Source organism: Pseudomonas sp. H3_E07 (assembly GCF_054668895.1).
The window spans coordinates 2,435,129-2,459,420 of sequence record NZ_CP162795.1 but is presented as its reverse complement, the minus strand read 5'-3'; the positions used below and the strand labels follow the sequence as shown (position 1 = coordinate 2,459,420).

General features: G+C 55.3%; 19 protein-coding genes, 1 tRNA gene and 1 pseudogene. 11 read left to right on the top strand and 10 right to left on the bottom strand.

The features are described 5' to 3' along the window. The first annotated feature begins 9 nt into the window (after nt 1-9). The 9 genes from AB4O08_RS11155 (at nt 10) to AB4O08_RS11115 (ending at nt 9,748) form a co-directional block, all read left to right on the top strand. Complete coding sequence (locus AB4O08_RS11155; RefSeq protein WP_010214021.1) at nt 10-528, top strand: hypothetical protein; 519 nt, start codon at nt 10-12, stop codon at nt 526-528. 5 nt (nt 529-533) lie between these two features. Continuing rightward, on the top strand, nt 534-1,901 hold the full coding sequence (locus AB4O08_RS11150) for a PelD GGDEF domain-containing protein (RefSeq protein ID WP_021492207.1): 1,368 nt from the start codon (nt 534-536) through the stop codon (nt 1,899-1,901). Further along, nucleotides 1,879-2,874 (top strand): HEAT repeat domain-containing protein, encoded by a 996-nt coding sequence (locus AB4O08_RS11145; RefSeq protein WP_010214018.1) that lies wholly within the window; start codon nt 1,879-1,881, stop codon nt 2,872-2,874. Before AB4O08_RS11150 ends, AB4O08_RS11145 begins: the two co-directional genes overlap by 23 nt. Continuing rightward, nucleotides 2,864-4,378 carry a GT4 family glycosyltransferase PelF gene (gene pelF, locus AB4O08_RS11140; protein ID WP_044286479.1) on the top strand — a complete coding sequence of 505 codons (1,515 nt, stop codon included), beginning with the start codon at nt 2,864-2,866 and terminating at the stop codon, nt 4,376-4,378. Before AB4O08_RS11145 ends, pelF begins: the two co-directional genes overlap by 11 nt. Beyond that, nucleotides 4,379-5,749: an exopolysaccharide Pel transporter PelG gene (gene pelG, locus AB4O08_RS11135; RefSeq protein ID WP_010214016.1), complete on the top strand. Its 1,371-nt coding sequence runs from the start codon at nt 4,379-4,381 to the stop codon at nt 5,747-5,749. A gap of 225 nt (nt 5,750-5,974) precedes the next feature. Continuing rightward, nucleotides 5,975-6,139 carry a hypothetical protein gene (locus tag AB4O08_RS11130; protein ID WP_460114122.1) on the top strand — a complete coding sequence of 55 codons (165 nt, stop codon included), beginning with the start codon at nt 5,975-5,977 and terminating at the stop codon, nt 6,137-6,139. Nucleotides 6,140-6,200: 61 nt separating this feature from the next. Then, nucleotides 6,201-7,070, top strand: a complete 870-nt coding sequence (locus AB4O08_RS11125; RefSeq protein ID WP_044286480.1) for an AraC family transcriptional regulator — start codon at nt 6,201-6,203, stop codon at nt 7,068-7,070. 708 nt (nt 7,071-7,778) lie between these two features. Further along, nucleotides 7,779-8,774 carry a retron St85 family effector protein gene (locus AB4O08_RS11120; protein WP_460114121.1) on the top strand — a complete coding sequence of 332 codons (996 nt, stop codon included), beginning with the start codon at nt 7,779-7,781 and terminating at the stop codon, nt 8,772-8,774. Further along, nucleotides 8,771-9,748, top strand: coding sequence for a retron St85 family RNA-directed DNA polymerase (locus tag AB4O08_RS11115; protein ID WP_460114120.1), 978 nt, complete (start codon nt 8,771-8,773; stop codon nt 9,746-9,748). The genes AB4O08_RS11120 and AB4O08_RS11115 overlap by 4 nt, the downstream gene beginning before the upstream one ends. Nucleotides 9,749-10,316: 568 nt before the next feature. On the opposite strand, the pseudogene AB4O08_RS11110 reads toward AB4O08_RS11115, so the two are convergent. The 5 genes and pseudogenes from AB4O08_RS11110 to AB4O08_RS11090 form a co-directional block, all read right to left on the bottom strand. Continuing rightward, nucleotides 10,317-12,676 (bottom strand): annotated as a pseudogene (locus AB4O08_RS11110) (AAA family ATPase). A 567-nt stretch (nt 12,677-13,243) separates the two neighbouring features. Beyond that, nucleotides 13,244-14,221 (bottom strand): integrase domain-containing protein, encoded by a 978-nt coding sequence (locus AB4O08_RS11105; protein ID WP_460114864.1) that lies wholly within the window; start codon nt 14,219-14,221, stop codon nt 13,244-13,246. 903 nt (nt 14,222-15,124) lie between these two features. Continuing rightward, nucleotides 15,125-16,453: a tyrosine-type recombinase/integrase gene (locus AB4O08_RS11100; protein ID WP_460114119.1), complete on the bottom strand. Its 1,329-nt coding sequence runs from the start codon at nt 16,451-16,453 to the stop codon at nt 15,125-15,127. Nucleotides 16,454-16,617: 164 nt separating this feature from the next. Further along, nucleotides 16,618-16,693: transfer RNA gene (locus tag AB4O08_RS11095), tRNA-Thr, on the bottom strand. Nucleotides 16,694-16,816: 123 nt separating this feature from the next. Continuing rightward, nucleotides 16,817-17,050, bottom strand: a complete 234-nt coding sequence (locus tag AB4O08_RS11090; RefSeq protein WP_044286488.1) for a DUF2790 domain-containing protein — start codon at nt 17,048-17,050, stop codon at nt 16,817-16,819. A gap of 348 nt (nt 17,051-17,398) precedes the next feature. Between AB4O08_RS11090 and bcsQ (AB4O08_RS11085) the strand changes: the two genes are divergently transcribed. Continuing rightward, the gene (gene bcsQ, locus AB4O08_RS11085; protein WP_460114118.1) at nt 17,399-18,349 is read left to right on the top strand and encodes a cellulose biosynthesis protein BcsQ; all 951 of its coding nucleotides are present in this window, start codon (nt 17,399-17,401) and stop codon (nt 18,347-18,349) included. A 206-nt stretch (nt 18,350-18,555) separates the two neighbouring features. Next, nucleotides 18,556-19,476 carry a cellulose biosynthesis protein BcsQ gene (gene bcsQ, locus AB4O08_RS11080; protein WP_096143940.1) on the top strand — a complete coding sequence of 307 codons (921 nt, stop codon included), beginning with the start codon at nt 18,556-18,558 and terminating at the stop codon, nt 19,474-19,476. A gap of 240 nt (nt 19,477-19,716) precedes the next feature. On the opposite strand, the gene AB4O08_RS11075 is transcribed toward bcsQ (AB4O08_RS11080), so the two are convergent. The 5 genes from AB4O08_RS11075 to AB4O08_RS11055 all read right to left on the bottom strand — a co-directional run bounded on the left by AB4O08_RS11075 (nt 19,717) and on the right by AB4O08_RS11055 (nt 23,922). Then, nucleotides 19,717-20,904: a methyltransferase gene (locus AB4O08_RS11075; RefSeq protein WP_460114117.1), complete on the bottom strand. Its 1,188-nt coding sequence runs from the start codon at nt 20,902-20,904 to the stop codon at nt 19,717-19,719. After that, on the bottom strand, nt 20,885-21,574 hold the full coding sequence (locus tag AB4O08_RS11070) for an ABC transporter permease (RefSeq protein WP_029529264.1): 690 nt from the start codon (nt 21,572-21,574) through the stop codon (nt 20,885-20,887). The genes AB4O08_RS11075 and AB4O08_RS11070 overlap by 20 nt, the downstream gene beginning before the upstream one ends. A 38-nt stretch (nt 21,575-21,612) precedes the next feature. Further along, a complete protein-coding gene (locus AB4O08_RS11065; RefSeq protein WP_045791397.1) occupies nt 21,613-22,308 on the bottom strand; it encodes an ABC transporter permease in 696 nt (231 codons plus the stop codon). 74 nt (nt 22,309-22,382) lie between these two features. Then, nucleotides 22,383-23,135, bottom strand: a complete 753-nt coding sequence (locus AB4O08_RS11060; protein WP_010213907.1) for an ABC transporter substrate-binding protein — start codon at nt 23,133-23,135, stop codon at nt 22,383-22,385. A gap of 13 nt (nt 23,136-23,148) precedes the next feature. After that, nucleotides 23,149-23,922 carry an ABC transporter ATP-binding protein gene (locus tag AB4O08_RS11055; protein ID WP_010213906.1) on the bottom strand — a complete coding sequence of 258 codons (774 nt, stop codon included), beginning with the start codon at nt 23,920-23,922 and terminating at the stop codon, nt 23,149-23,151. Nucleotides 23,923-24,292: the final 370 nt, after the last annotated feature.

Genomic DNA, 24,292 nt, shown 5'->3' with positions numbered 1-24,292 from the left:
GAAAAACCTATGCAAGCAATTCGTAACCTGAGCCTGGCTCTGACAGTACTGTTCGTCGCCGGCTGCTCCAGCTTCACCAGTGAAAGCAGCCCGAACCTGCCGCGCAATGCGCAGTGGGGCATCGTGCCGATGGTCAACTATTCGCAGACCCCGCAGGCGGGTGAGCGCAGCGAGCAGATCCTGCTCAGCGTGCTCAGCAGCCACGGCCTGCAACCTCGGGTCTACCCAACCAGCACCCAGGGCGAACAGGCGCTGATGGATGACAATGAGCGCCTCACCGGTGCCCTGGAATGGGCGCGTGAGCAGAAGCTCGATTACGTCGTCGCCGGCAGCGTCGAAGAGTGGCAGTACAAGAACGGCCTCGACGGCGAGCCAGCGGTGGGCATCAGCCTGCGCGTGCTGGAAGCCAACAGCGGTCGCGTGCTCTGGAGCAAAAGCGGCGCGCGCGCCGGTTGGTCCCGTGAAAGCCTGGCGGGCAATGCTCAGACGGTAATCGACAAATTGGTTGGCGCCCTTCGATTCGAGTGAACGCAATGAATTCTCCACACATGGATTACAGCCTGGCGCCTCGCGCCAGCGGGCCGGTGTCTTGGCTGGAAACGCTATTGGTAACGGGCTTGGCCATTGGCCTCGGCTTCTGGCTGACTCCCGAAGACCCGTTGCAAATGCACGGTGGTTTCCCCTGGCCAATCCTGGCGCCGCTGCTGTTGGGTGTGCGTTACGGTTTTGTGCGCGGCCTATTCAGCGCCGTACTGCTGGTGGCGGCGCTGTTTGCCCTGCGCTACACCGGGCATGAAGGTTATACCCAGCTTGAGCCGTCGTTCATCGTCGGTGTGCTGGTTTGCGGGATGCTGGTGGGCGAGGTTCGCGACCTGTGGGTGCGCCGTCTGGAGCGTCTGCAGATGGCCAACGAATACCGTCAGTACCGTCTCGACGAATTCACCCGTGCCCACCAGATCCTGCGGGTGTCCCATGACCTGCTGGAGCAGCGCGTGGCCGGCAGTGACCAGAGCCTGCGCAGCTCGTTGCTGGGCCTGCGTGAAAAACTGCGTGGCATGCCGGTTGAAGGCGACGCATTGAGCGAGTTGGCCGAGCCGATCGTGGCGATGCTCGGCCAATACGGTGCATTGCGCGTGGCGGGCCTGTACCGCGTCGACGAAAGCGAGAAAAACGTACTGCCCCAAGCCTTGGCAATGATCGGCGTGATGGGGCCGCTGGAAACCGATGACGGTTTGATCAAGCTCTGCCTGGAACGCGGCGAGCTGGTGAGTGTGCGTCAGGAACTGATTGATGCCGGTAACGCCGCGCAGTTTTCCTCGCTGCAGGCGTGCATTCCGTTGATCGATGCCGAAGGCCGCCTGCTGGCGATCCTGGCGGTTCGGCAGATGCCGTTCTTTGCGTTCCAGGATCGCACCTTGAGCCTCTTGTCGCTGCTGGCCGGCCACATTGCCGACCTGTTGCGCCGCGATTCGCAGGTGCTGCGCCTGCCCGATGCGGACGCCCAGCAATTTTCGTTGCAGCTCAAGCGGTCGCTGGTGGATGTTGAACAGCACACCTTGCCTGCCGGGTTATTCGCGTTCGAGATGACACGCGTCAACGACGAGCTGACACGCTTGATGGCGCGCAGCCAACGTGGCCTGGACCTGCACTTGCCAGTGCGCAACAACCGCGATCACGCACTGCTGCTGGTGCTGTTGCCGTTGACCAGCCCGGAAGGCACCCAAGGCTACCTCGCGCGTATCGGCCTGTTGCTGCACGAACACTTTGGCATCGACACGGATCTGGACAGCCTGGGTGTACGGGTCATGCCTTTCAATCTGGAGCCTGGCTGTGATCGCAACGGGCTGCGTAACTTCCTTTACAACGAGTGTGGCCTGAATGATCAGCAAGTGGCTGTTTAGCGGCGCCGTGTTGTTGGAGGCGGGCAGTTGGGCCAGTTTGTGGCTCGATGCGCCGCAGTTGCACCAACTGTTGGTGTTTATCGTCAGCCATGGCCTTGCCTGCCTGATGCTGTGCGGCGCCGTATGGTTGCTGTTGCCGGCACGCTACCGGGCACCTTTGCCGTGGAGCCCGTTGTTCATTTTCAGCCTGGCATTTTTTGTGCCGGTGATCGGCACCCTGGGCGTGGTGGCGTCGATCTTCCCGGCGCTGTACCTGCCGCGTAAACGCGACCAGCAAGCGTGGCAATCGGTCGGCATTCCTGGCCTGCCGTTCCGCGCGCAGGCCCAGACGCGCACGCCGATCTTCGCCGACGGTGGTTTGCAGGACGTGCTGCGTCACGCGCCCAACCCCGATCAGCGACTGGCCGCTCTATTGGCGACTCGCCGCATGCCGGGCAAGGACGCGGTCCCTATCCTCAAGCTGGCCTTGGGTGACCCCAGTGATGACGTCCGTCTCCTGGCGTACTCGATGCTCGACAAGCAGGAAAGCGACATCAACCTGCACATCCAGATGGCGTTGGAACAGTTGGCGGGCGTCAGTCCCCGAATGGCCGGCCCGGTGCACAGCATGTTGGCGCGCTGGTATTGGGAGTTGGCCTACCTCGGCCTGGCCCAAGGCAGTGTGCTTGAGCACGTGCTGAACCAGGCGAGTGAACATGCCGAGCAAGGTCTGGCGGCAGGTGAGGGCGGTGAGCTGTTTTTGCTGGCCGGCCGTATTGCCCTGGAGCGCGGTGAAAATGAGCGGGCTGAGGCCCTCTTGCACGAAGCTGAGCGAAACGGCCTGGGTGCGGCTCAGTTACTGCCTTTCCATGCCGAGCTGGCGTTCGAGACGGGTCGCTATCACGAAATCCCCGGGCTGCTTGCCAGCCTGCCGGAAAAAACCCGTCAGCGGCCACCCTTCGTTGAGTTGGTGAGGAGCTGGAATGAATCATAAGGAAGCCACCCCGACGGCCGACATCTGCCTGCTGCTGGAAGGCACCTGGCCGTACGTGCGCGGCGGTGTATCAAGCTGGATTCACCAGATGATCCTGGGCCTGCCGGAACTGACTTTTTCGGTGATGTTCATCGGTGGCCAGCGTTCGGCGTATACCTCGCGGCGTTATGAAGTGCCGGCGAACGTGGTGCACATCGAAGAAGTGTTCCTCGAAGACGCAACGCACCCCGCCGACACCCGTGGCAAGCCACGCGATGCCGACCCGCAGCAACTGGCTGACCTCTATCGCTTTTTGCATCACCCGGACCCGCCGGAGCGGGAACTGGGTGAGCGCATGCTCAATTGCATCGCCGAGGGCCATATGACCCTGGATGATGTACTGCGCAGCCGTGCCAGCTGGGAAACCCTCAGCGAAGGCTACCGTCAGCATTGCGCCGACCCCTCGTTCGTCAACTATTTCTGGACCCTGCGCTCGTTGCAGTCACCCTTGCTGATGCTCGCCGAAGCCTCGCGCAAGATGCCGCCTGCGCGGGTGCTGCATTCGATTTCCACCGGTTACGCCGGGCTGCTGGGCTGCATCCTCAAGCACCGCTGGAAATGCACTTACCTGCTGAGCGAACACGGTATCTACACCAAGGAGCGCAAGATCGATCTGGCCCAGGCCACGTGGATTGCCGAAAGCTCCGGGCAGGCGCTCAACCGCAGCCTCGACGGGGGCTCGGGGTATATCCGCACCCTGTGGGTACGCTACTTCGAACGGATCGGCCAACTGGCGTACAACAGCGCCGACAAGATCATTGCCTTGTACGACGGCAACCGTCAGCGCCAAATCAAGGACGGTGCCGATCCGAGCCGTACACAGTTGATCGCCAATGGCATCGACCTGTCGCAATGGTCCCGCGCCATGGAAACCCGCGAGCCGGGCATCGCCCCCGTGGTGGGGTTGATCGGCCGCGTGGTGCCGATCAAAGACGTGAAAACCTTCCTGCGTGCCATGCGTGGCGTGATCAGCGCCATGCCGAATGCCGAAGGCTGGATTGTCGGCCCCGAAGAGGAAGACCCGGAATACGTCAGTGAATGCCGCAGCTTGATGGCGAGCCTTGGGCTTGAAGGCAAGGTGCACTTCCTGGGCTTCCAGCGCATCCAGGACATCTTGCCCAAGCTGGGCCTGATGGTGCTGACCTCGATCAGCGAAGCGCAACCCTTGGTGATCCTCGAAGCCTGGGCCGCCGGTACGCCAGTGATCAGCAGCGACGTCGGCTCATGCCGCGAGCTGATCGAAGGTGGCAGCGCCGAAGACCGCGACCTGGGCATGGCGGGCAAGGTGGTGGCGATTGCCGATCCACAAGCCACGTCCGCCGCCATCCTGGAACTGCTGCGCAGCCCCGCGCGCTGGAAGGCTGCGCAGGCCGCCGGCTTGCTGCGGGTCAACCGTTACTACACCGAAGCCTTGATGCTGCAGCGCTACCGCGACCTGTACCAGGCAGCCATGGAGAACAGTTAAATGGCCGGTATTGGCTTCGAACTGCGCAAGATCCTCTCGCGCGACTCATACACCGCCACCTTGCACGCGTATGTGTATGCGGGCCTGATCAGCTCCGGCCCGTGGGTGCTGTCGATCATCAGCGTGATGCTGGTGGGGATCATCAGCCTGGGCCTGCTGTTGCCCAACTCGTTGGTGGGGCAGTTCCTGGTCACGGTGACCTACCTGATGGCCAGCTCGTTGATCCTCACGGGCGGCCTGCAGTTGTTCTTCACCCGCTTTGTGTCCGACCAGCTGTTCGAGCACAACTACGAACAGATCCTGCCCAACCTGCTGGGCATCCTGTTGATGGTCACGGTCGGCGCCGGGGTGCTGGGGATTATCGTGCTGGCGGTGCTGTTCGATCAGCCGCTGATCTACCGCGTGCTGGTGTTGTCGAACTTCGTGGTGCTGTGCAACCTGTGGCTGGTGATCATCTTTCTGTCGGGGATGAAAAAGTACAACCGCATCCTGATGGTGATGGTGGTGGGTTACTCGCTGATGGTGGCGAGCGCCTACCTGCTGAGCTTCCTGAAAATGCCTGGCCTGTTGCTGGCGTTGTTGATCGGGCACGGCAGCCTGCTGTTCTTGTACCTGTACGACATCCTGCGCGAGTACCGCGCCGAGAAAATGATTGCCTTCGATTTCCTCAATCGTCGCAACGTATTCCTCAGCCTGCTGGTGACGGGGTTCTTCTACAACTTCGGCATTTGGGTCGACAAGATCCTGTTCTGGTTCAACCCAGGCACCTCCAATTCGGTCATCGGCCCGCTGCGTGCCTCGATCCTGTACGACATGCCGATCTTCATCGCCTACCTGGCGATCATCCCCGGCATGGCGGTGTTCCTGGTGCGCATCGAAACCGACTTCGCCGAATGGTACGACCGTCTGTTCCGCGCCATCCGAGACGGCGAGACCTTGCAGCACATCGGCTCGCTGAAAACCGAAATGACCCTCTCCATCCGCCAGGGCCTGCTGGAAATCTGCAAAGTCCAGGGCCTGACCGTGGTGCTGCTGTTCCTCTTCGCACCCCGCCTACTGGAGTGGATCGGCATCTCCAGCTACTACCTGCCCCTGTTCTACATCGACTTGATCGGCGTGAGCATCCAGGTGGTGTTCATGGCGTTGCTCAACGTGTTCTTCTACCTCGACAAACGCCGCGTAGTGTTGGAGCTGTGCGTACTGTTCGCCGTGCTAAACGCCGCTTTGACGCTGCTGAGCATGCACCTGGGGCCTAGCTTCTTTGGGTATGGGTTCACGCTGTCGTTGCTGGTGTGTGTACTGCTGGGGCTGGCGCGGCTGTCGTCGGCGCTGGAAGATCTGGAGTATGAGACGTTTATGTTGGCGCGGTAATTGGGTTTTTGGTGATGTGAGAAAGGCACTTGGCGTTCGCGGCAAGTGCCTTTTTTGTTGTGGGAATGGTGGGGCGATTTGGCGCTGAACTAGTAACCGAAAAATCAGTTACTTATGGCGTTCGGTGGGATCGAACTCGGGATTTTTTTGATGCCAGCACATTGTCGGTCTGCAAGTCATTCAGAGCCGCATACGGAATGGTAAACCTCCCGAATTCGAACGTTGATGATCATCTCTTCCGTCGAGAATAGGCAGGAATTCGCCAAAGGCTGCCGTGGCGACAGCCAGCAGATGGTCAGAAGTGGACACTTGGATGCCCCCGACCTTTGCATCGCCTTGGACGAGATCATATTGGCCAACCCAAAACGCACCTTGAGCAAACGCGGCTAGGCGCGTTCACGCCGTTATAGTCGACTCTATTGCTGACCGTACTTCCCGGAGCCTTTTCCCAGTGTCTGACATGCCGACCAACTTCGCTTACACAAAACGCTTCAACGCCGTACTCGCCTACATTGATGCCAATCTCGAAGGTGACCTGTCGGTGAAGACGTTGAGCCATGTGGCGAACTTTTCGGCGTTTCACTTCCATCGGCAATTCACCGCGTTCGTAGGAGTGACTGTCTCGCGTTATGTGCAACTGATGCGGCTACGACGCGCGGCCCATCGCTTGGCCTCCCTCGCTGATCACTCGGTACTGGACGCCGCACTCGGTGCCGGCTTTGAAAGTCCCGAGGCATTTTGCAGGGCGTTCAGGCGGGCGTTCGGTATGACGCCGAGTGCGTTCGGGAAAGAACCGAACTGGCAGGTCTGGAGTACGGTATTCGCAATCCCTCACTTTTCCAGGACTATCATCATGCAAGTACGAATCGTGGAATTCCCTGAAGTCAGGGTAGCAACGCTTGAGCACTGCGGACCCGCCGGGCTCGTCAATGAGAGCGTACGCAAGTTCATCGAGTGGCGTATGCAGAGCGGACAGTCGCCGGTGGCATCGAGTCGCACCTTTGGCATTCCCTATGGCAACCCCGATACGACACCTCCACAAGAATTCCGCTTCGCAATCTGCGGCGAGATTCACGAGGCCGTGGCGTCGAATGAGTTCGGTGTGCACGAGATCGTCATTCCTGGCGGTCGCTGCGTCGTGGTGCGACACACGGGGTCACCGGATCACATCGGCGAAACGATCTATCCGATTTACCGCGATTGGCTTCCGGCCAGTGGAGAGGAACTTCGTGACCAGCCGCTGTTCTTTCATTACCTGAGCGCCTATCCCGAGACACCGCAGGATCAATGGCAAACTGATGTGTATGTTCCGCTGCAATAGCGGAGCAAGCAGCTTTCGACCCTGGCGGACGTTGACGAATGTCCGCGCAGCAATGTGACAGGTTCTAGGGGGCGTTTCCAAACCCCAGAAACAACAAAGCCCTCGCATTTCTGCGAGGGCTTTGTTTTGTATGGTGCGGCACCAGGAGTCGAAAAATATCATAACTATATGTAAATAAACAATTTTCTGTTCAGATTTATTTTTCCTATCCCTAAGGCTATCCTTATTTTTAGCCCCCGTTCTATTGGAGTGTTTACTCGCCCCAGCTATGGTTGAATTCGCGATCGTGGAGCGAGCGCATTGTGACCACTCTTTCGAAATCCAGTAGCCTGAAACTGAAAGGAACGAATTAATCCTTGAACCTCAGTGTGAGGCCCACTTTGCCCCGTTTGTGGGTGAAGCAGCCGAGATGAGTTTTTTAAAAAAATCCGCCACCCCCACTTGACTGCTGGCACTTCGCCCCTAGAATGGAGGTCTCTTTACGTGCTTTGGGGCTTCGTGCTCTAGTCGGGTGTATAGCCAGACTCTAATTTATTGATCGGCTTTAGTTGCGACGAAGTCCCGCGTGGGCCTCAGTCGTCGTTCCTCCTCCTAAAGCCCACGCGGGACTTCGTCGCTATATCTTTGGTAAAGAGCCCTCCCTCTATTCTCTCAGGCCATTAGGGTGGCGGTGACATGAGATAAGAAACACGCATTTGAGTGATAACAGTGAAGTTCGATGATAAAAGGGAAGAACATCTCGCTCAGATCACGCTCGAAACCTCTCGAATTGTGCATGATCAACCGATCCTATTTCTTTGCGGCGGAAAGGTTGATGTCCAGCTTGTTGAACCCGAGTCGGTACGCGGGGCTCTTGTCGAGCACCTCAATAAAACACGTTGTGACCTCGCAGAAAGCATAACTCTCGCTGAGGAATTTAAGGACTGGATACACGACTCCATATATCGTGATCTATTGGTCTTTGAAAGCGATATAGCCCACATCTCCTCCCTTATAGTCATAATATTGGAGAGCGCTGGAGCACTTACTGAGCTAGGACTATTTGTAAGAAATAGATCTCTGCGAAATAAGATTCTAGTTTTTGTAAACGAAAAACACTATGAAGAAAATTCGTTTATTAAGCTTGGCCCTCTTCGGCATTTACAAGATATTAAAGAATCAAGTGTGTGCGCGTACCCATGGGAAAAAGTTGAAAACACTGAAAAAGTAGATATGAAAGGATCCCTTAAGGATTCTTTGGCGGAAATGCGAAGCGATATTTTAGCCATCGTCTCAGATCAAGATAAATCAGAACTTTTCAACAAAGATAACGAGGGGCACGTTAGCTTTGTAATATATGAAATTGTAAGAACTTTTCAAGCATTAAAAATTACAGAGATTGAAAGTTTTCTTGGTAAGTTAGGGCTTGCTATCGGAAGAGAAAAGACGAAGCGGCTTATATTCCTCCTTACAAAGTTCAAGCTCATAGGCATGGCTAAGCGCGGACATGCAGAGTATTACTATGCAACTAAAGACATTGCGAAGGTTAATTTCGCTGGAAAATTTGAGCCAACAGCGGCAAAGCTTTCTGCAATGAGATTCTATTTAACTAATGATAGTGAGTCTAAAAGGCTTCAAGTGATAAAGGCTGTGTGCTTACCGCCTTCATCAACGCCACCTCCGCCAGTTGTAGCAGCACTACCTGAAGTTGGAGCGGCAGTATGAGTATTCTTGAATCGCTTTCGCAAAAATTTATGATTAGCACTAAGGAATTACGCTCCTTTATAAAAACTGCTCCGTACAGGTACAAGGTTTATCCCATACCTAAGAGGAACGGAAAAGGCTCTCGGGTAATTGCTCAGCCGAGTGATGTGTTAAAAATGATGCAGCGGATGGTACTTGAAGAGTTCTTGTCCGAATTGCCTGTTCATTCATGCGCAGCAGCCTACAGAGAAGGGTTGAGCATTAAGGATAATGCAGAGGCTCATGCAAAGAATCAATATTTACTTAAAATGGATTTTTCAGATTTTTTTCCTTCGATGGCACCAGCGGACCTTATAAACCATATAGTGAAACATAAGGGGGCTATAACGGCCGAAGACGCATACATGGTCAGGAAATTATTTTTCTGGGCCAGAAAGCAGGATCCTACATATAGATTAAGTATTGGTGCTCCATCTTCTCCTTTTATATCTAACACTCTTATGTATAGTTTTGATTGTGTGCTCCAAGATCATTGCGAAAAAATGGGAGTTACCTACACTCGATATGCAGACGATATTACCCTTACCACAAACGTGAAGGGTTTGCTTCTAAATATGCCAAGCTACGTTAGAAGTATCTGCAAAGAAATCGCTTATCCGACCCTTAAGGTGAATGAACAAAAAACTGTATTTTCTTCTAAAAAGAGTAATCGTCACGTTACTGGCCTGGTTATAAACAATGAAGACCAAGTTTCTTTAGGGAGAGAGCGTAAGCGATATATACGATCCTTGATCCACAAGAGCTCCCTGGGAGGTCTGACAGATGAAGAAATGCATAACTTGAAGGGGTTGCTGGCATTTGCAAAATATATTGAGCCTACTTTCTATAAGTCTGCACTGGACAAGTATGGCTTGCCGACTTTGTACTTGATCGAAACCTTTCAATCTAATCCAAAAGTCATTGAGTCTCTGGGAAAAAAGAGGCAGTTCCCGTAGGTGATGTTTTTTAAGTAATACCTACCAGTAGTCAATCTTCGGGGGCGGGCAAAGCCATGATCAAACTCCTCTCGAAGCACCTTCACCATGTAATCCCGCCTAGAATGTTGAGTGTTATCAGGGATCAAGGCCGCTGCGGCCTTTGAGGGTTGTCCACTAACACGGGACTTACGGCTTCTTACGGCCAAGAGCTAGAGTTGGCTTGAGCAAGGCGCAGGTCAACAGGTCGCCGCCGCCACTAATAGCGAAGGCTCCCCCATGGATCGTGTGGCATTGGCTGTATTGGCAATGAGCATGCGCCTTAGGTCGTGACCGGGTTTCATGCCTGACTGCACTCCCAAGGCAATTGCCTTGGAAGGGTAAGATCCTCGTGACGGCATACGCTGCATCGAATACATCTAGCTAATTCCGCATTAAGAGGTGGCGGCGTCCACCTTGATACATCCGCCATCACCTCTAACTTCCGTTTCATAAACTGATTGTACGCATATGCATTGAGTCAAAGCCTTTAATCTGTCAAGCCTTTAAGCTCACGGGACACACCTACCTAGCTGCTCGTGAGAGTTAATTAAATGTCTCTTATGCTTTCAAGAAGTGCGGAATATTGATCGGGATCTTTTTGCTGAATTGTCTCCAGTACAAACTTCGCTAGTTTTGGAATCTCGGGGACTTCTATAGGCCTCATGCTTCTATCAAAAATCTCCTCCAGATGAGAAAGTTCATTGTTGACTCTGTTGGTTAAGTCTGTATGTAAATCATTGCCGCCGAAGAAAAGTAGTAGCTTTTCGTCATTTGACTTATTGTTCGGGTATTTATAGAAAAGGTAAGCTTCAAGAAATTTTCTCAGGTTGTTTCCGAAATTGTAGAAAGCATCGTGATCTTCCAATTCTGCATGTGGGTTGGCGCATTTGTGAATTTGACTGAAAAGGTAGTTGAACTCAGTCACAAACCTTTTGAGATAGCTTGGCATCAGTTTTATTTTGCTTGATCCGGCGCCTCTCTCAAGGGTAAAAAATTCATTATCATTTTTTGGTTTAGATATCCTCTTGAGGTACTTCAAAAAATCTAAATTGTGGGTGGATATAAATAGTTGACTGTATCTATAGGTGGTGACAGATGTTGTCGAATCTTTTATAGGCTTGGCTATAGCATTTTCTATCAGGCTAAAGATGAAATAAATATGATTGCTATCAAGGCTGGAGATCGGATCGTCAATCCAAATGATTAATTCTTTGCCTACGGTGTTTGTGTCTTGAAGCTTTGCAATGAAATAGCAGAATGCAACTAGGCTGCATTCCCCTTCGCTTAAGTTATACGCTAGTTCCCCATTTCTGGTAATGCTAAAAGTTATGACCTTGGAGTCAATGCTTTCTGTGGCGTTCAACTGTAAAGCTTCATGCCCAAAATGATTTTTCAGGTAGTGGTTTACAAGTTCAGCACCTTTGTGCTCGTCTTGAAGTTGGTTGTGAAGTTCTGAAATTTTCACCAAAGCTTCTGAGGATTTTTCATTGAGTTTTTCAATGGCGATCTTTAATTGACGCAATTCACCTGAGAGGCGGTCGATCTCACGAGACTTATTACTGTAATCGATATCCCTAGTGAAAGTAGCTACCTCTGAAAGCCTTAGTATTCGCCTTGCTTGATCTTGGTCGCTGGATAATGATGAGGTTTTGAAATTATGGGCTTTTACGACGCCCTTTATTTCTTGAATAGTTGCGGAGATTTTGTAATCCTGACGTATATCGGGAAGGCATCGACTCGTGTAGATATCGCTTTTTCTTGACTCTAACTCAGTAATTAGGATTCCAAGGGCTGCAATGTATTGCTTTACTTCTTCAGTAAGTCGGGATTTGATATCTCGAAACTTCTCTTGTAGGGATGAATAGAAGCCTGCATCGTTAGGCAAAGAGAGTTCTCTAGCTCTTTTTTGCTCATCACGGATGCTGACTATTAAATTGTCTATTAAATCCCTTAGGTTCTCGGAGTCTTTGTTAAAGTGACCATTTAGTTTTTCCCACACCTGGGCGGTAAGAGTGTTTCCGCAGAACTGACAGTTTTCCTTATGCTTATGATGAGCCAGTCCGTTCCTAACCCATTCTTCAAGAGGGGGTCTTCAAGAAGCTCTTGAGTGATATGTGTTGGGTTAATCTTCCTTCCCAGCAGATCTGCAGCAGCGTTTCTGTAGATAGGTAGTTTGTTATCAATGCTAAGCTGGAAATCAATTATGTCCTTTGATTCCTCTGTCAGGCTCAGAGTGAGTTCGCTTTTTTGTTCTGCGCTCAATATTGAAGCTTTATCGATTCCAATAGTTGCAATATCGGACTTTATTGTTCCAATGTTGTAATTGATATTTCGATAGATTGGGTTCTGCTTTATGTCTGTGTTTGCCTTTTCACGGAGCTTGTCATCTAGTTCACGTTTCTTTCGTTGTATTTTGTCCTCAAGCTCTCTGTGCTCGGACGCTTTGCAGAACGAATCCCAGTGTAGGCCGATTTTTTCTTTTATTGAGCCTAACATTTTTTCGTTTTTTGCTATTTCATTTTCAATCTCAATGTTCTTCTCGCCGAGAATTGTAAACGGCTTGATGCTCCCGTCTGGATTTGAAAGCCATTTTAAGTTTTCATCTAAAAAGTCTTTATTGTAAACCCTGACTGTGTATGGGCATGCTGAGAGGTTTTTATCACTTAGCGATCCCCCATTCGTATGCGAAAATTCATATGAAGAATCTAAATATTTTGGGTGTTTCACACCTGTTTCGAGGCTTCGAATTATTCGAGAAAGACTTGTCTTTCCTGAGTAATTTCTTCCGTAAATTATGTTTAATTTTTTGAGGGTTGCAATGTTGTTTCCTTTGTCTCTAATGCTTGTATCCCAGTCGCATTCCTTGAATACAGCAAAGTTTTTGATGTGACGAAATTTTGTTAGCATCTCTCGGTCCGTGTCGATAAACAGCTGCTATAGATCGGTTGGGTAAAAGGATTCACCAAGCGAACAGTAACTCTAGAAAAAGGTCCATAAGGTCCAATGTGCATAGTGCCGCATTTCCTGTGTATGCCGTGCTTGGTTGCACGACATACCTACTTTGTAGCGAGCTTTGTCTGTCGTGGCAAGACGCCAGTCGGCGGCCGATTCTTTGAATAAAGATTGGCCTGAGTTGGCCTCATAATTTCGGCTCAATCTGTCCTGCGTGTGACGTGCTCAGGTTGGAAGGCTACCTCTTTGAGTAGCATCTGAGACACCAAGACCTGCTGGTGCGTTGACCGATTAGGCGTATGGTCAAAAGGTAGTAATAGCGTGTCGAATGGAACCGCGCTTCAAGGCAATGGCTCAAAAACCAAATCAGATGTTTTTGTTGCCACTCCCAAGGATTATCTCGACCCCAGCGTTTAGAAATGGCTGTCTGAATAGCCTTGGCTTGGCGTATGTGGCGTTCACGCGTGGCATTTGCGCCCTTCAGCCCCCCGGTTAAGAACAGCTCCATATTAAATGGCTTCCTCATGCTCGACCTCCGATGTAGGCGGAAGCGACGTCGACTCGGCCGTGCCCTAGCTCATAGCTGATTTGCACGCGAGCATCTCGGTCAGGATATGGGGCGAGCCGGCTGTATTCACCTCCGTTGACGGGGGCGAGGTGATCGGTGATTCGCTCGTAACGTTCACACGCGTACGCCGCACGCAACTCGTGAAAGCCTTTGAGGTCGTGGAGCTGAAGGATATCTCGCGCTGGACGCACAACACTTTGGTGGAAATCAACATAGGTCTCGTTCTGCCCAAGCAGATTCCGGCTACCTGAGGGTGACACCTCTGCGGCGAGGCGGAGCGCCTCACGAACATGCTCATCCACATTGATCCAACGCGGTGCTGTGGCGCCGCTGCGGCCGCCTTTGGTACCGTCCTGAACGTTGATCTTGCCGAGGGATCTGGCTTCACGCGTGAGACGCGGAAGGTCTGCGAGAACAGCCTCGCGCAATCGCATACCGGTCGCCCGTGCTAAACGGACGATGGCGGCTGCACGAGGATGCTGCTCTTGAAGCGCCTCGACGATGCGGACCACGTGGTCCCGATCCTGGCCTTGTGGTGAGGATATGCGAACGCTGGTCCGCTGCATCCCCAACGCCTTACTCGGGCTCGGCACTTTCACATACTGATCACCGCGTAGCGCCGCCATGGTCCGGTTTACGCTGGACAGCCTGTTCTGCGCGGTAGCAATGGCTAACTCGCCACGTTCGACCAAGCCGCGGAGATGCCTTGCATAATCCGACAGCGTCTGCAGATCAATCTGCCTTGCGTCGTTCACGCCCGGTCCAACATCCGACCGGCACCAGCGCACGAAAGCCTTCCAGCGATCACTGTGAGCCCTGACGGTGCCGTAATGCCCGCCACCAAAAAAATCGCGCAATGCTTGCGGTCCTGCATAACTGAGTTGCCGCCCCCATCCAAAATTGCGCCCGTCTCGCCTACCTACCAATACCATCATCAAACTCCTCTCGAAGCCAAACCTCTAAAACCTTCCCCACGTCATCCCGCCAAGAATGTTGAGTGTTATCAGGGATCGGGGCCCCTGCAGCCTGTGAGGGTTTTCCACTAACGCGGGACTGACGGCTCTTTACGGCCGGGAGCTTGGGCATCTCATGATCTGGCCTCCTGAACACCGATACCGGTGGGCGGGTGGAGGTTGCATTGGCTGACGGGGCCAATGCCGCGAGATCCTGAGTCGGGTGAAGGCAGCGAGGCGATGACCGGGGCATGCCTGACTGTCAGTCAGGTGCAGTCCATTCCTTGGGCTGCGGCACCATCATCTGCATCGCTGTTGCTGGCGACTTCGGTGTTTGTCACGCCGATTGTCACGAGGGGGAATGCCGCAAAGCCTTGTACGAGTAGGGCTGCAGCAGCGGTAGGAGCGCCCGTCTCTTTCCGGGGGAAAGAGACGGGCGCAGGTTGGCGCAAGGAAGTGGCCAAGCGGATAGGTTGCTGCAGGGCAGTTCTGAAAGGGGATGAGTTGCCTCAATGGGCACACTGGTAAAAGTAGGCATCCATCACATCGCTGTGACCGTGCGAGCCGCCGGACGCTAATCGCACTTTGGGAGAACCACCACGGTGTGGCGTAGCCTCAAAGGTTCTGGCTACCTGGGGTTGCTGTCGACGACAGCGCTTTGCCCGATCTTTTCTACGCCTGTGGATAATTCGGGTCAAGGCTCGAATTTTCGGGGATTTTGCGGCTGTGGATGAAATTATCCACCAGTGGAAATCAATAGTTTTCCACAGACAGTTTGCGTGAGCTTTAGATTTTTAAATGAGGTCCATCCAAGCAGGGCGGCTTTGCAGCCCCGCTTGGATGGACCCGCGTGGAAGGGCGGACTGCGGTGATCTCATTGGCTTACCCACGTTTGGATGCGCCACGGCTATTTTGTAGGGCGGTGATGTTGTTGCCGACTGGGTGAGCGAATTCGTGAGGCGTTACATGGCCGCTGCGATTGGCATCAATGTAGTTGCTCCACCACGCCATGATCAGCCGGCGCTGCTCCAGAAATTCAGCTTTGTGGATATACGCGGCGCGCACACGGTTGCGTTCCTTGTGGCTCATTTGCCTTTCGATGGCTGCGTCGGTCCATAACCCGGACTCAAGCAGGGCGCTACAGGCCATGGTCCTGAAACCGTGGCCGCACACGTCCTTGCTGGTGTCATAGCCGACGTTGCGGAGCATGGTGTTCACCGTGTTCTCAGACATAGGCTTCCAGTACTTGTGGTCGCCCGGTAGCACCAACTCTGAAAAGCGACTGAGGCTGCGCAGGCGCTCCAGTATTTCGATGACCTGCGGCGATAACGGAACCATTTGAATGTCGCCGTTCATCTTGGTCCCACGTGTGGAGTTGCGTACCCCTTCAATCGGTGTGCGGGTATCGGGGATTTCCCACATGGCGCGTTGGAGGTCGAACTCACTCCATCGAGCGAAGCGCAACTCGCTGGAGCGTACGAACACATGCAGAGTCAGCAGCACGGCAAGGCGCGTCAGCTCGCGGCCGTTGTAGTTGTCGATGCGTTGTAGCAGTTCGGGTAGGCGGTTGAGGGAGAGGGCCGGACGATGGACTGTGCGCGGCGCGTGAATCGAGCCTGCCAGATCCAGTGCAGGGTTCATGGTGATCTGCCGAGCCCTTTTGGCCTCGCGCATGATGGTGGATAAGTAGTTCTGTACCCGTAACGCCACATCCATGGTGCCGCGTTCCTTGATGCGCTGGGTGATCTCTAGCAGGTCATGGGTATCGAGTTCAGCGATGGGTCGTTGGCCGATCAGCGGGAAGACGTGGGTACGCAGTCGGCTTATCACCGTTTTTGCGTGTCCTTCGGTCCAGCGACGGGACATGTCGGCGTGCCACTCCAGAGCAACGGTTTCGAAAAGCAGTGCCGCCCGCTGGGCTACGATCTTGGCCTTCTTCTTTTCTTCCATTGGGTCGAGATTGTCGAGCAGCAATGCCTTGGCTTCGTCTCGCTTACGCCGTGCGACGGAAAGGGTAATGATGGGGTAATTGCCGATGATGAGCGTACCTTCCTTGCCGTTGGGCTTGGTGTACTTCAAGCGCCAGGTCTTCACGCCATTGGGTTTGACGAAAAGGTACATGCCGCCGCCGTCGAACAGTTTGTAGGCGCGTTCGCGGGTTTTGGCCGTGCGGCATTGCAGGTCGCTGAGAGGGATCGCTAGACGTGGCATAGGGGTACGCGCTCCTGACCGGAAGATCGCAGTACCCCTAACATACCCTCGGGGAAGGGGGATTTTGTTGGATCCCGACAGAGGGTCATGGAACGAAAAAACCCGCCAAAGGGCGGGTTTTCGGGGCTTCCAGAGCATTCGGTGGAATGCAATGGAGCCTAATGTGGTGCCGGCACCAGGAGTCGAACCCGGGACCTACTGATTACAAGTCAGTTGCTCTACCAACTGAGCTATACCGGCGTGTTAGGGCGACGATTATAGCGATTGGCGAGGTTCTGTAAACCCCTGAATTCTGACTATTTTTGCAAACCTGCAGGTTTTTTCATCTTGTGCGGTTTACGGGGTGTGGCGGGGCTTCTTTCTTCAGCTTCCGTCGGCGCAGTTGTCGGCGAATTTGCCGTAGTTCAGGACGTGTTTTTGGCCGTGGGAGTCCAGGTAGGTCATGTGGGTATTGACCACGCCGCAGGAGGCGGCGTTGTCCTCCACGGTGGCGACGATGCGTTGGATGTCTGGCTTCGGCTTCGTGTCGGCGTGGGCGTTGAGGGTGAAGGCGAGCAGGCTGGCGGCGATGAAGATGTTCCAGTTGTTGGGGTTCATGGGTGCGTCCTCGGTGCAGATCAATAGTGGGTGTGGGTCCTATTGAATGCCGGGGAGGTATATGGGGTGTGTCGCAAAACTCGGGTTTTGTTTCGTTTTGTATGGGGCGTGTGCCGAGGTACATGCCAATACGCGTCGGGCGAAATGATTGATAAGTTGATCAAAAATTGCGCTAAATAAATATAAGCATTTGATTATTATAAGAAAAACTATAAGTCATATAAATGGCGCCAAGCCGCTCATCTGAAACAAGTTAGCTGAAATCATCAAAATACTGACACTATCAAGGTGATATCACACAATGCGCGCCTTATTTTATTCAACCATTTAAAGGGGGGAGCAAAGGCAGTGAGTCGCGCAGATGACATTTCCAAACTATACGACGCACTGACTGGCACCCTCCGTGTTGATCAGCCCCAGGTCGATGAGCCAGTTTCGCCTGGCTTGAAAAGCTTGCTCGATCAGCTGAATCAGGGCGCAGCCCCGCATCTTTATCCGCTTGAACTGGGTGAGGGGCCGCTGTGCGACGTGTATTCGGAGGCAGCGGCGCCCAAGGTTGTGGTGGTGGTCTCCGCCAAGGGTGGGGTTGGCCGCACCACGCTCACGGCGGCACTCGCCAGCAGCCTGCAGCGACAGGGCCATCCTGCGCTTGCGCTGGACCTGGACCCGCAAGACGGACTGCGCCATCACCTGGCGCCCGGTGTGAATATGGCGGGCGTTGGCGCGACCAGCCTGCTCAACAAAACCTGGGAAGCGTTACCGGTTCGTGGTTTTGCCGGATGCCGGGTAGTGGCGTTCGGTGAAACCGACCCGGTGCAACAGCAAAGCTTGAATCGTTGGCTGGGCCAGGATCTGGAGTTTTTGGCCAAGCGTCTGGATGGGATGAAATTGAGTGGCCGGGACACGCTGATCATCGATGTGCCGGCAGGCAATACCGTATACCTGAGCCAGGCTATGTCGGTTGCCGACGTGGTGTTGGTGGTAGTGCAAGCGGATGTCGCGTCATTTCGCAGCCTGACTCAAATGGACCGTGTGCTTGCCCCTTACCTGGACCACGCGAAGTCACCGTACTGCTTCTATGTAATCAACCAGGTTGACCCTGCTCATCGGTTCAGCCAGGACATGGTCGACGTATTCAAGCTTCGCCTGGGGGATGCCGTGCTTGGAACCCTCCAGCGCGATCCCGCGTTTATCGAAGCTCAGGCTTACGGGCGCGACCCCCTCGATCCGGTGAGCAGCAGTGCCGCGTGCCAGGATCTGAGTAGTCTATGTCGCGAATTGCTCAAGCGAATCAATTAAGCGCCTACTCGTTAAAGAGGCTTAGGCCATTAAATTGACGACTTGCCGCTTATCTAAAAAATGAGCAGGTTTATCATCAAAATAATGACACTTTGTCAGTGCTGTCACAGAATGCGACAACAGAGACGCCGATAATAAGACCTGCGGTGAGCCTTCTACTTGCCGACCCTTCACGTCTTTAAGCCGCGTCGTGGGGAGTTCGGGCCATGAGCCTTGCTAACGAGTTTTTCGTGTTGTTCGGTAAAAATGTCACGCGAGATGCCCGAGGGCTCAACGCACGGCTGCATTTTTTCGGCAGCATTCCCGTCGAGGATGGCAGCCCCGTTTCGAGCACCCGCGAAGACGTGCCATCAATGAATGTCCGCGCGGCGCGGCCCACCGTGGTGGCTTTGGTCTCCGTCAATGGCGGCGTGGGTCGCAGCACTCTGGCTACGGCCTTGAGCAGCGGCTTGCAGCGCCAGGGCGAGTCGGTGGTGGCCTTGGACCTTGACCCGCAAAATGCCCTGCGTCATCACTTCGGGGTCAGCCCGGATGCAGAGGGACTCGGCCCTGCCAGCTTGCAGAACGCGCAATGGGCGGCGATCCAGCAGCCTGGTTTCGCTGGCTGCAAGGTGATCACCTTCGGTAGCACCAGTACCCGGCAGCAAGAAAGCCTGCAGCGCTGGCTCACCCATGAGCCGGATTGGCTCGCACGGCGCCTGGAAGACTTGAGCTTGGGCGCGCGCCATACGCTGATCATCGATACCCCGGCCGGTAACAACGTTTACTTCCAGCAGGCGCTGAGCGTGGCTGATGTAGTGCTGGTCGTCACCCAGGCGGATGCAGCGTCGCTGGCCACCCTGGATCAACTGGATGCGCTGTTGGCGCCCCATCTGAAGCGCGAGCGCCCGCCGCGTGTGCATTTTGTGGTCAATCAAGTGGACGAGTGCAATGCGTTCAGCCTGGACATGGTCGAAGCATTCAAGCAGCGTTTGGGCAGCACCCTGTACGAGGTTCACCGTGATGTGGTCATCAGCGAATCCCTGGCTTTCAGCACCGACCCACTGGACAGCCAGTCGATGCGCCTGGCCGCTGACGATATCAATGACCTGTGCCGGTTGTTGAGGGTGTCGAAGAAATACGTCTAGAGCGCGGTTTATACGCTTAACGCCAGATGCTTATGCACAATCGGTTGGATGGCGGTGTCACGAAAAAGCCATTTTGTGGAGCCGTTCTCATCACGCCGCAACTGCCTGTTTTGCGTGCGTTTTATTTTGTGAACAAAAAATGACCAGCGCCGTTTATGAGCTGTAGTGCAGACGGTTACAGGCCCCGTAAAGAATTCATCAACAGAGTTATCCACAGGCTGCCTGCGACAATTTCGCCCCTTAATCGCGCTCGGCAAGCACCATCAAGTTGCGCGGCGTCAGTGCGGGTTCGCAAAAGGTGCCTACTTGGACGTTGTAGCCGTTTTCGTCGAGAAACAATGCCCGATCCAGTACCAGCCACATTTCCAGTGGGCGCCGAAACAGACTACGCACCAGTTCCAAACTCCTGACCTCGGCCAAGCGGCGCCAGCCGTACGCTTCCAGCGCCGCCCAATCCTGTTCAGCTGTGGATAACCCGTTGAGGCCTGCCAGCTCCCGGCAATAGTCGGCAAAGGGTTTGTCCAGCCAACTGGCAGGCAGGGAGGGCGTTGGCAGGTATTCGTCGACGCCACGAAGGTCGCGTTGCAGTTGATCGAACCCCAGGCGTCGCGCCATGGACGTGTCCCGTTGCAGGCGCACGCGTTTGCCTGCGGTGACGGTTTCGCTCAGCGGCAGGCCGAGGTCATCGATCGACAGTTGTAGGCGTGACGCCCGGCCTGCATTGGACAGTGGCTGGTAGGCGTCAGCATGGATGCGGTTATAGCAGCACGGCGCCAGCGCCAGCTGTTTGCAGCCGGCCGCGCTGGCCAGCTGCAGCAGGCGCACATGCAGGTCGCCACAGGCATGCAGGGCGACGGGCGTGTGTTCGGGGGTGATCGCCACATCGGCCATCACGTCTTGCAGGCGATGGGTCACCGGCAAGCCATGATGGTCGCTCAAGGCCTGGCCTGCAGCGATCAGCGCAGGGTCGTATTCCAGGCAGGTCAGTGCCTGCCCGGTTTGTAACAGACGACGACCGAGGTGGCCCTTGCCCGCGCACCAGTCCAGCCAGTGTGTGGGTGTCTGTGCAAACTGCAGTGCCGCGCCAAAGGCTTCAATCTGTTCCCACTTGCGACCCGGAACATCCACATTCAGGCGATGGCGAGCGGCTTGCAGCGGGTGCACCGGTAACTTATCCACAGCACTGAGCTGCACGGCTTGCGCAGCAAGCTGTGGAAAAGGTGCAGGCGCGGCGAGGTCATGGGGATGGTTGTGACGGGCTTCGGCTTCGGCCAATGAGCGTTGGCGAAGCCACTGGGCGAGGTCGGGATGCTCGGCTTCCCAAGGTAACTGGCGATGCGTAAAGGGCCGTGGTTTCCACAGCCCTTGGTGCTCGATCAGGAACGCATCCAGCGCGTGGAAGCGGGCCTCAACGTCCTTGGCAAGCATCGACGCGCAGCCAGCGTTCCAGCAGTTTGAAGCCGCGTACCAGCACGTACGCCATCAACAGGTAGAACAGGCCGGCGGCGAAGAAGATCTCTACCGGCAGGTACGTACGGGCAATGATGGTCCGCGCCATGCCGGTCAATTCCAGCAGGGTGACGGTGCTGGCCAGGGCGCTGGCCTTGAGCATCAGGATCACTTCGTTGCTGTACGCCGGCAGGCCGATGCGCGAGGCGCGCGGCAGGATGATGTAGAACAGTGTCTTCGGCTTGGACATGCCCAGGGCGCGCGCGGCTTCAATCTCGCCCGGCGGGATGGCCTGGATCGCGCCGCGCAGGATCTCGGCGATGTAGGCGGCGGTGTGCAGGGTCATGGTGGCGGTGGCGCACCAGAACGGATCGCGCAGGTAGGGCCACATGAAGCTCTCGCGCACCGAGTCGAACTGCGCCAGGCCGTAGTAGACCAGGAACAACTGCACCAGCAACGGCGTGCCACGGAAGAAGAAAATGTAGGCATAGGGCAGGGCGCTGACATACCAGCGGCGCGAGGAGCGCGCGATACCCAGCGGAATTGCCAGCAACAGGCCGGCGATGACCGCAATGGCCACCAGCTCCAGGGTGAGGATGGCACCCTGGGCCAGCTTGGGCAGCCACTTGATGATCACGGCCCAGTTCAGGCCCAGGTCGAAATGCGCCAGCCAGCTGTAGTCGCCGCTCATTGGGTGCTCCTTGCAAAGCCGCGGGCGGCGCGTTTTTCCAGGAAGTGCATGCCGGTCATGGCCAGGACGGTCAGGCCCAGGTACATGAAGGCGGCGACCATGAAGAAGGTGAATGGCTGCTTGGTGACGGTCACGCCGATCTGCGCATGGCGCATGATTTCTTCCAGGCCGATCACCGATACCAGCGCGGTGTCTTTCATCAGGATCATGAACAGGTTGCCAAGGCCCGGTAGGGCGATGCGCCACATCTGCGGCATGATCAGCCGAGTGAAGATCCGGAACTTCGACAGCCCCAAGGCGATACCGGCTTCACGGTGGCCTTTGGGAATGGCGAGGATCGCGCCACGGAACACTTCCGTTGCGTAGGCACCAAAGCACAGGCCCAGGGCGATCACCCCGGCGGCAAAGGCACTGAGGGAAAGGTCGGGGTTGCCAAAGAACTCCCCGAGGGCACGCATCAGGTTGACCGTGCCGAAGTAAATCAGCAGCACCCACAACAGCTCTGGAATACCGCGAACAATGGTCGAGTAAGCGCCGCCAAGCCATTGCATCGGCTTGTACGGCGAAGTCTTGGCCAAGGCGCCGGCAAGGCCTAGCACCAGCCCCAAGCACAGGGCCGTGAGCGCCAGTTTGACGGTCATCAGCGCGCCAGCGGCGAGCGCCGGGCCGAATCCGTAGAGATCGAAATTCATGGTGTTTTCATATCGCGGCAGGCATTGCAAAAAGCCGACGCGCTCAACTGAGCGCGCCGGGCATACCGTTCAGATCATTCGATGCTGAAAGGGAAGTACTTGTCGTTGATCTTCTTGTAGGTGCCGTCTGCCTTGATCTCTGCCAGGGCTTTGTTCAGGCGCTCGCGCAGTGGGTCGCCCTTGCGTACGGCGATACCGATCTTGTCGCTTTCTACCACCGGGTCGCCTTTGAACTCGTAGGCCGAACCGTCTTTGCTCTTGAGCCATTCGTACTGCACGTACTTGTCAGCCAGGATGCCGTCCAGGCGACCGGAGGTCAGGTCGAGGTAGGCGTTTTCCTGGGTGTCGTACAGCTTGGCTTCGGTATCCGGCAGCTTGTCTTCCAGGTAAGTACCGGCCAACGTGGCGCGTTGTGCACCGATCACTTTGCCTTTGAGGTAAGCGGCGTCGGTCTTGAAGTCGGCGGTGGCTTTAGGCGCGATGAACTGCAGCTTGTTGGAGTAGTACGGGTCGGTGAAGTCGACGGCCGCCTTGCGCTCCTCGGTGATCGACAGCGAGGACACCAGAAAGTCGAACTTCTTGGCGTTCAGGGCCGGGATGATGCCGTCCCAGTCGGACACATACACTTCGCACTTCTCGACTTTCATCTTGGCGCACAGGGCGTCGCCGATGTCTTTGTCGAAGCCCACGACGTTGCCGCTGGCGTCTTTATTATTGAACGGCGGGTAGGCCGCTTCGATCCCCATTTTCAAGGTTTCTGCCATGGCCGTGGCGCTGAACGCCATCGAGACGGCCGCAGCCAGAAGGAATTTTTTATAGTTCTGCATGCATGTTGCTCCGTTAGCGGTTGCTGGACATGAATTGTTTGCAGCGCGCCGAAAGCGGGTTTTCAAACACCTGCTGTGGCGATCCTTGCTCTTCGACCAGGCCCTGGTGCAGGAACACCACTTCACTGGACACCTGACGGGCGAAGCCCATTTCATGGGTGACCAGCAGCATGGTGCGGCCTTCTTCGGCCAGTGCGCGGATCACATTAAGTACTTCCTGAACCATTTCCGGGTCAAGCGCCGAAGTGGGCTCATCGAACAGGATGACTTTAGGCTGCATCGCCAGAGTGCGCGCAATGGCCGCCCGTTGCTGCTGGCCGCCGGACAGTTGCGCGGGGTACGCGTGGCGTTTGTCGGCAATGCCGACCTTGGCCAGCAGGGCTTCGGCGACTTCGATGGCTTCGGCTTTGCTTTGGCCGAGCACACGGCGAGGGGCCTCGATGATGTTGTCGAGGATGCTCATGTGCGGCCACAGGTTAAAGTTTTGAAACACAAAACCGATTTCGCTGCGCAGGCGGTTGATCTGCTTGCCGTCGGCGGCCATCAATTCGCCGTTTTTCGCGGCCTTGAGCTTGAGTTCTTCACCGGCCACCAGGATCTGGCCCTGGTGCGGGTTTTCCAGCAGGTTGATGCAGCGCAGGAAGGTGGACTTGCCGGAACCGGAGGAACCCAGGATCGAGATCACATCGCCGTCGCGAGCGGTCAGCGAGATACCTTTGAGTACCTCCAGCTCACCATAGCGTTTATGCAAGTTGCGGATTTCAAGCGCGGGCGTGGCCTCGGCCATGTGGGGTCCTCATTGTGTTCATTGCAATCCTGCTGTTGGGCCGCCTTCCTGGCGAGGCGCCAAGCTAGCATAGCGTCTTGATGGCAGCCAACAGCGTGGCCGGCGGTAAACAGGTGGTGTGCGGCAGGGTGTCGCATCGGCACAGCAGCGTGTCGCGCCATCAACAACCGAACATCCGTTTGAACCTGAAAAACTGCAGGCTTCGCGTAAAAAAGGGCGCGATGGTGCCAGCTTTGGTCGGGTGTTGGAAGGGTTAACCGGGCAAACGGTGCATATCAGCCCTTTTGTGGGGCGTCACGTACTTTTTGTGTGTGTTTATGGTGCGTTTATTCGTCTTGAATGTGAGTCGCACGGTAACGCTATAGCGGAA

Excerpts from the sequence above, each read along its gene's own strand:
- AB4O08_RS11115 (WP_460114120.1), top strand. The coding sequence starts at position 8,771 with ATGAGTATTCTTGAATCGCTTTCGCAAAAATTTATGATTAGCACTAAG.
- AB4O08_RS11090 (WP_044286488.1), bottom strand. The coding sequence starts at position 17,050 with ATGAACCCCAACAACTGGAACATCTTCATCGCCGCCAGCCTGCTCGCC.
- pelF (WP_044286479.1), top strand. The coding sequence starts at position 2,864 with ATGAATCATAAGGAAGCCACCCCGACGGCCGACATCTGCCTGCTGCTG.
- bcsQ (WP_096143940.1), top strand. The coding sequence starts at position 18,556 with ATGAGCCTTGCTAACGAGTTTTTCGTGTTGTTCGGTAAAAATGTCACG.
- AB4O08_RS11130 (WP_460114122.1), top strand. The coding sequence starts at position 5,975 with ATGATCATCTCTTCCGTCGAGAATAGGCAGGAATTCGCCAAAGGCTGC.
- AB4O08_RS11155 (WP_010214021.1), top strand. The coding sequence starts at position 10 with ATGCAAGCAATTCGTAACCTGAGCCTGGCTCTGACAGTACTGTTCGTC.
- AB4O08_RS11060 (WP_010213907.1), bottom strand. The coding sequence starts at position 23,135 with ATGCAGAACTATAAAAAATTCCTTCTGGCTGCGGCCGTCTCGATGGCG.
- AB4O08_RS11105 (WP_460114864.1), bottom strand. The coding sequence starts at position 14,221 with ATGGTATTGGTAGGTAGGCGAGACGGGCGCAATTTTGGATGGGGGCGG.
- AB4O08_RS11100 (WP_460114119.1), bottom strand. The coding sequence starts at position 16,453 with ATGCCACGTCTAGCGATCCCTCTCAGCGACCTGCAATGCCGCACGGCC.
- AB4O08_RS11055 (WP_010213906.1), bottom strand. The coding sequence starts at position 23,922 with ATGGCCGAGGCCACGCCCGCGCTTGAAATCCGCAACTTGCATAAACGC.
- AB4O08_RS11145 (WP_010214018.1), top strand. The coding sequence starts at position 1,879 with ATGATCAGCAAGTGGCTGTTTAGCGGCGCCGTGTTGTTGGAGGCGGGC.
- pelG (WP_010214016.1), top strand. The coding sequence starts at position 4,379 with ATGGCCGGTATTGGCTTCGAACTGCGCAAGATCCTCTCGCGCGACTCA.
- AB4O08_RS11150 (WP_021492207.1), top strand. The coding sequence starts at position 534 with ATGAATTCTCCACACATGGATTACAGCCTGGCGCCTCGCGCCAGCGGG.
- AB4O08_RS11065 (WP_045791397.1), bottom strand. The coding sequence starts at position 22,308 with ATGAATTTCGATCTCTACGGATTCGGCCCGGCGCTCGCCGCTGGCGCG.
- AB4O08_RS11075 (WP_460114117.1), bottom strand. The coding sequence starts at position 20,904 with ATGCTTGCCAAGGACGTTGAGGCCCGCTTCCACGCGCTGGATGCGTTC.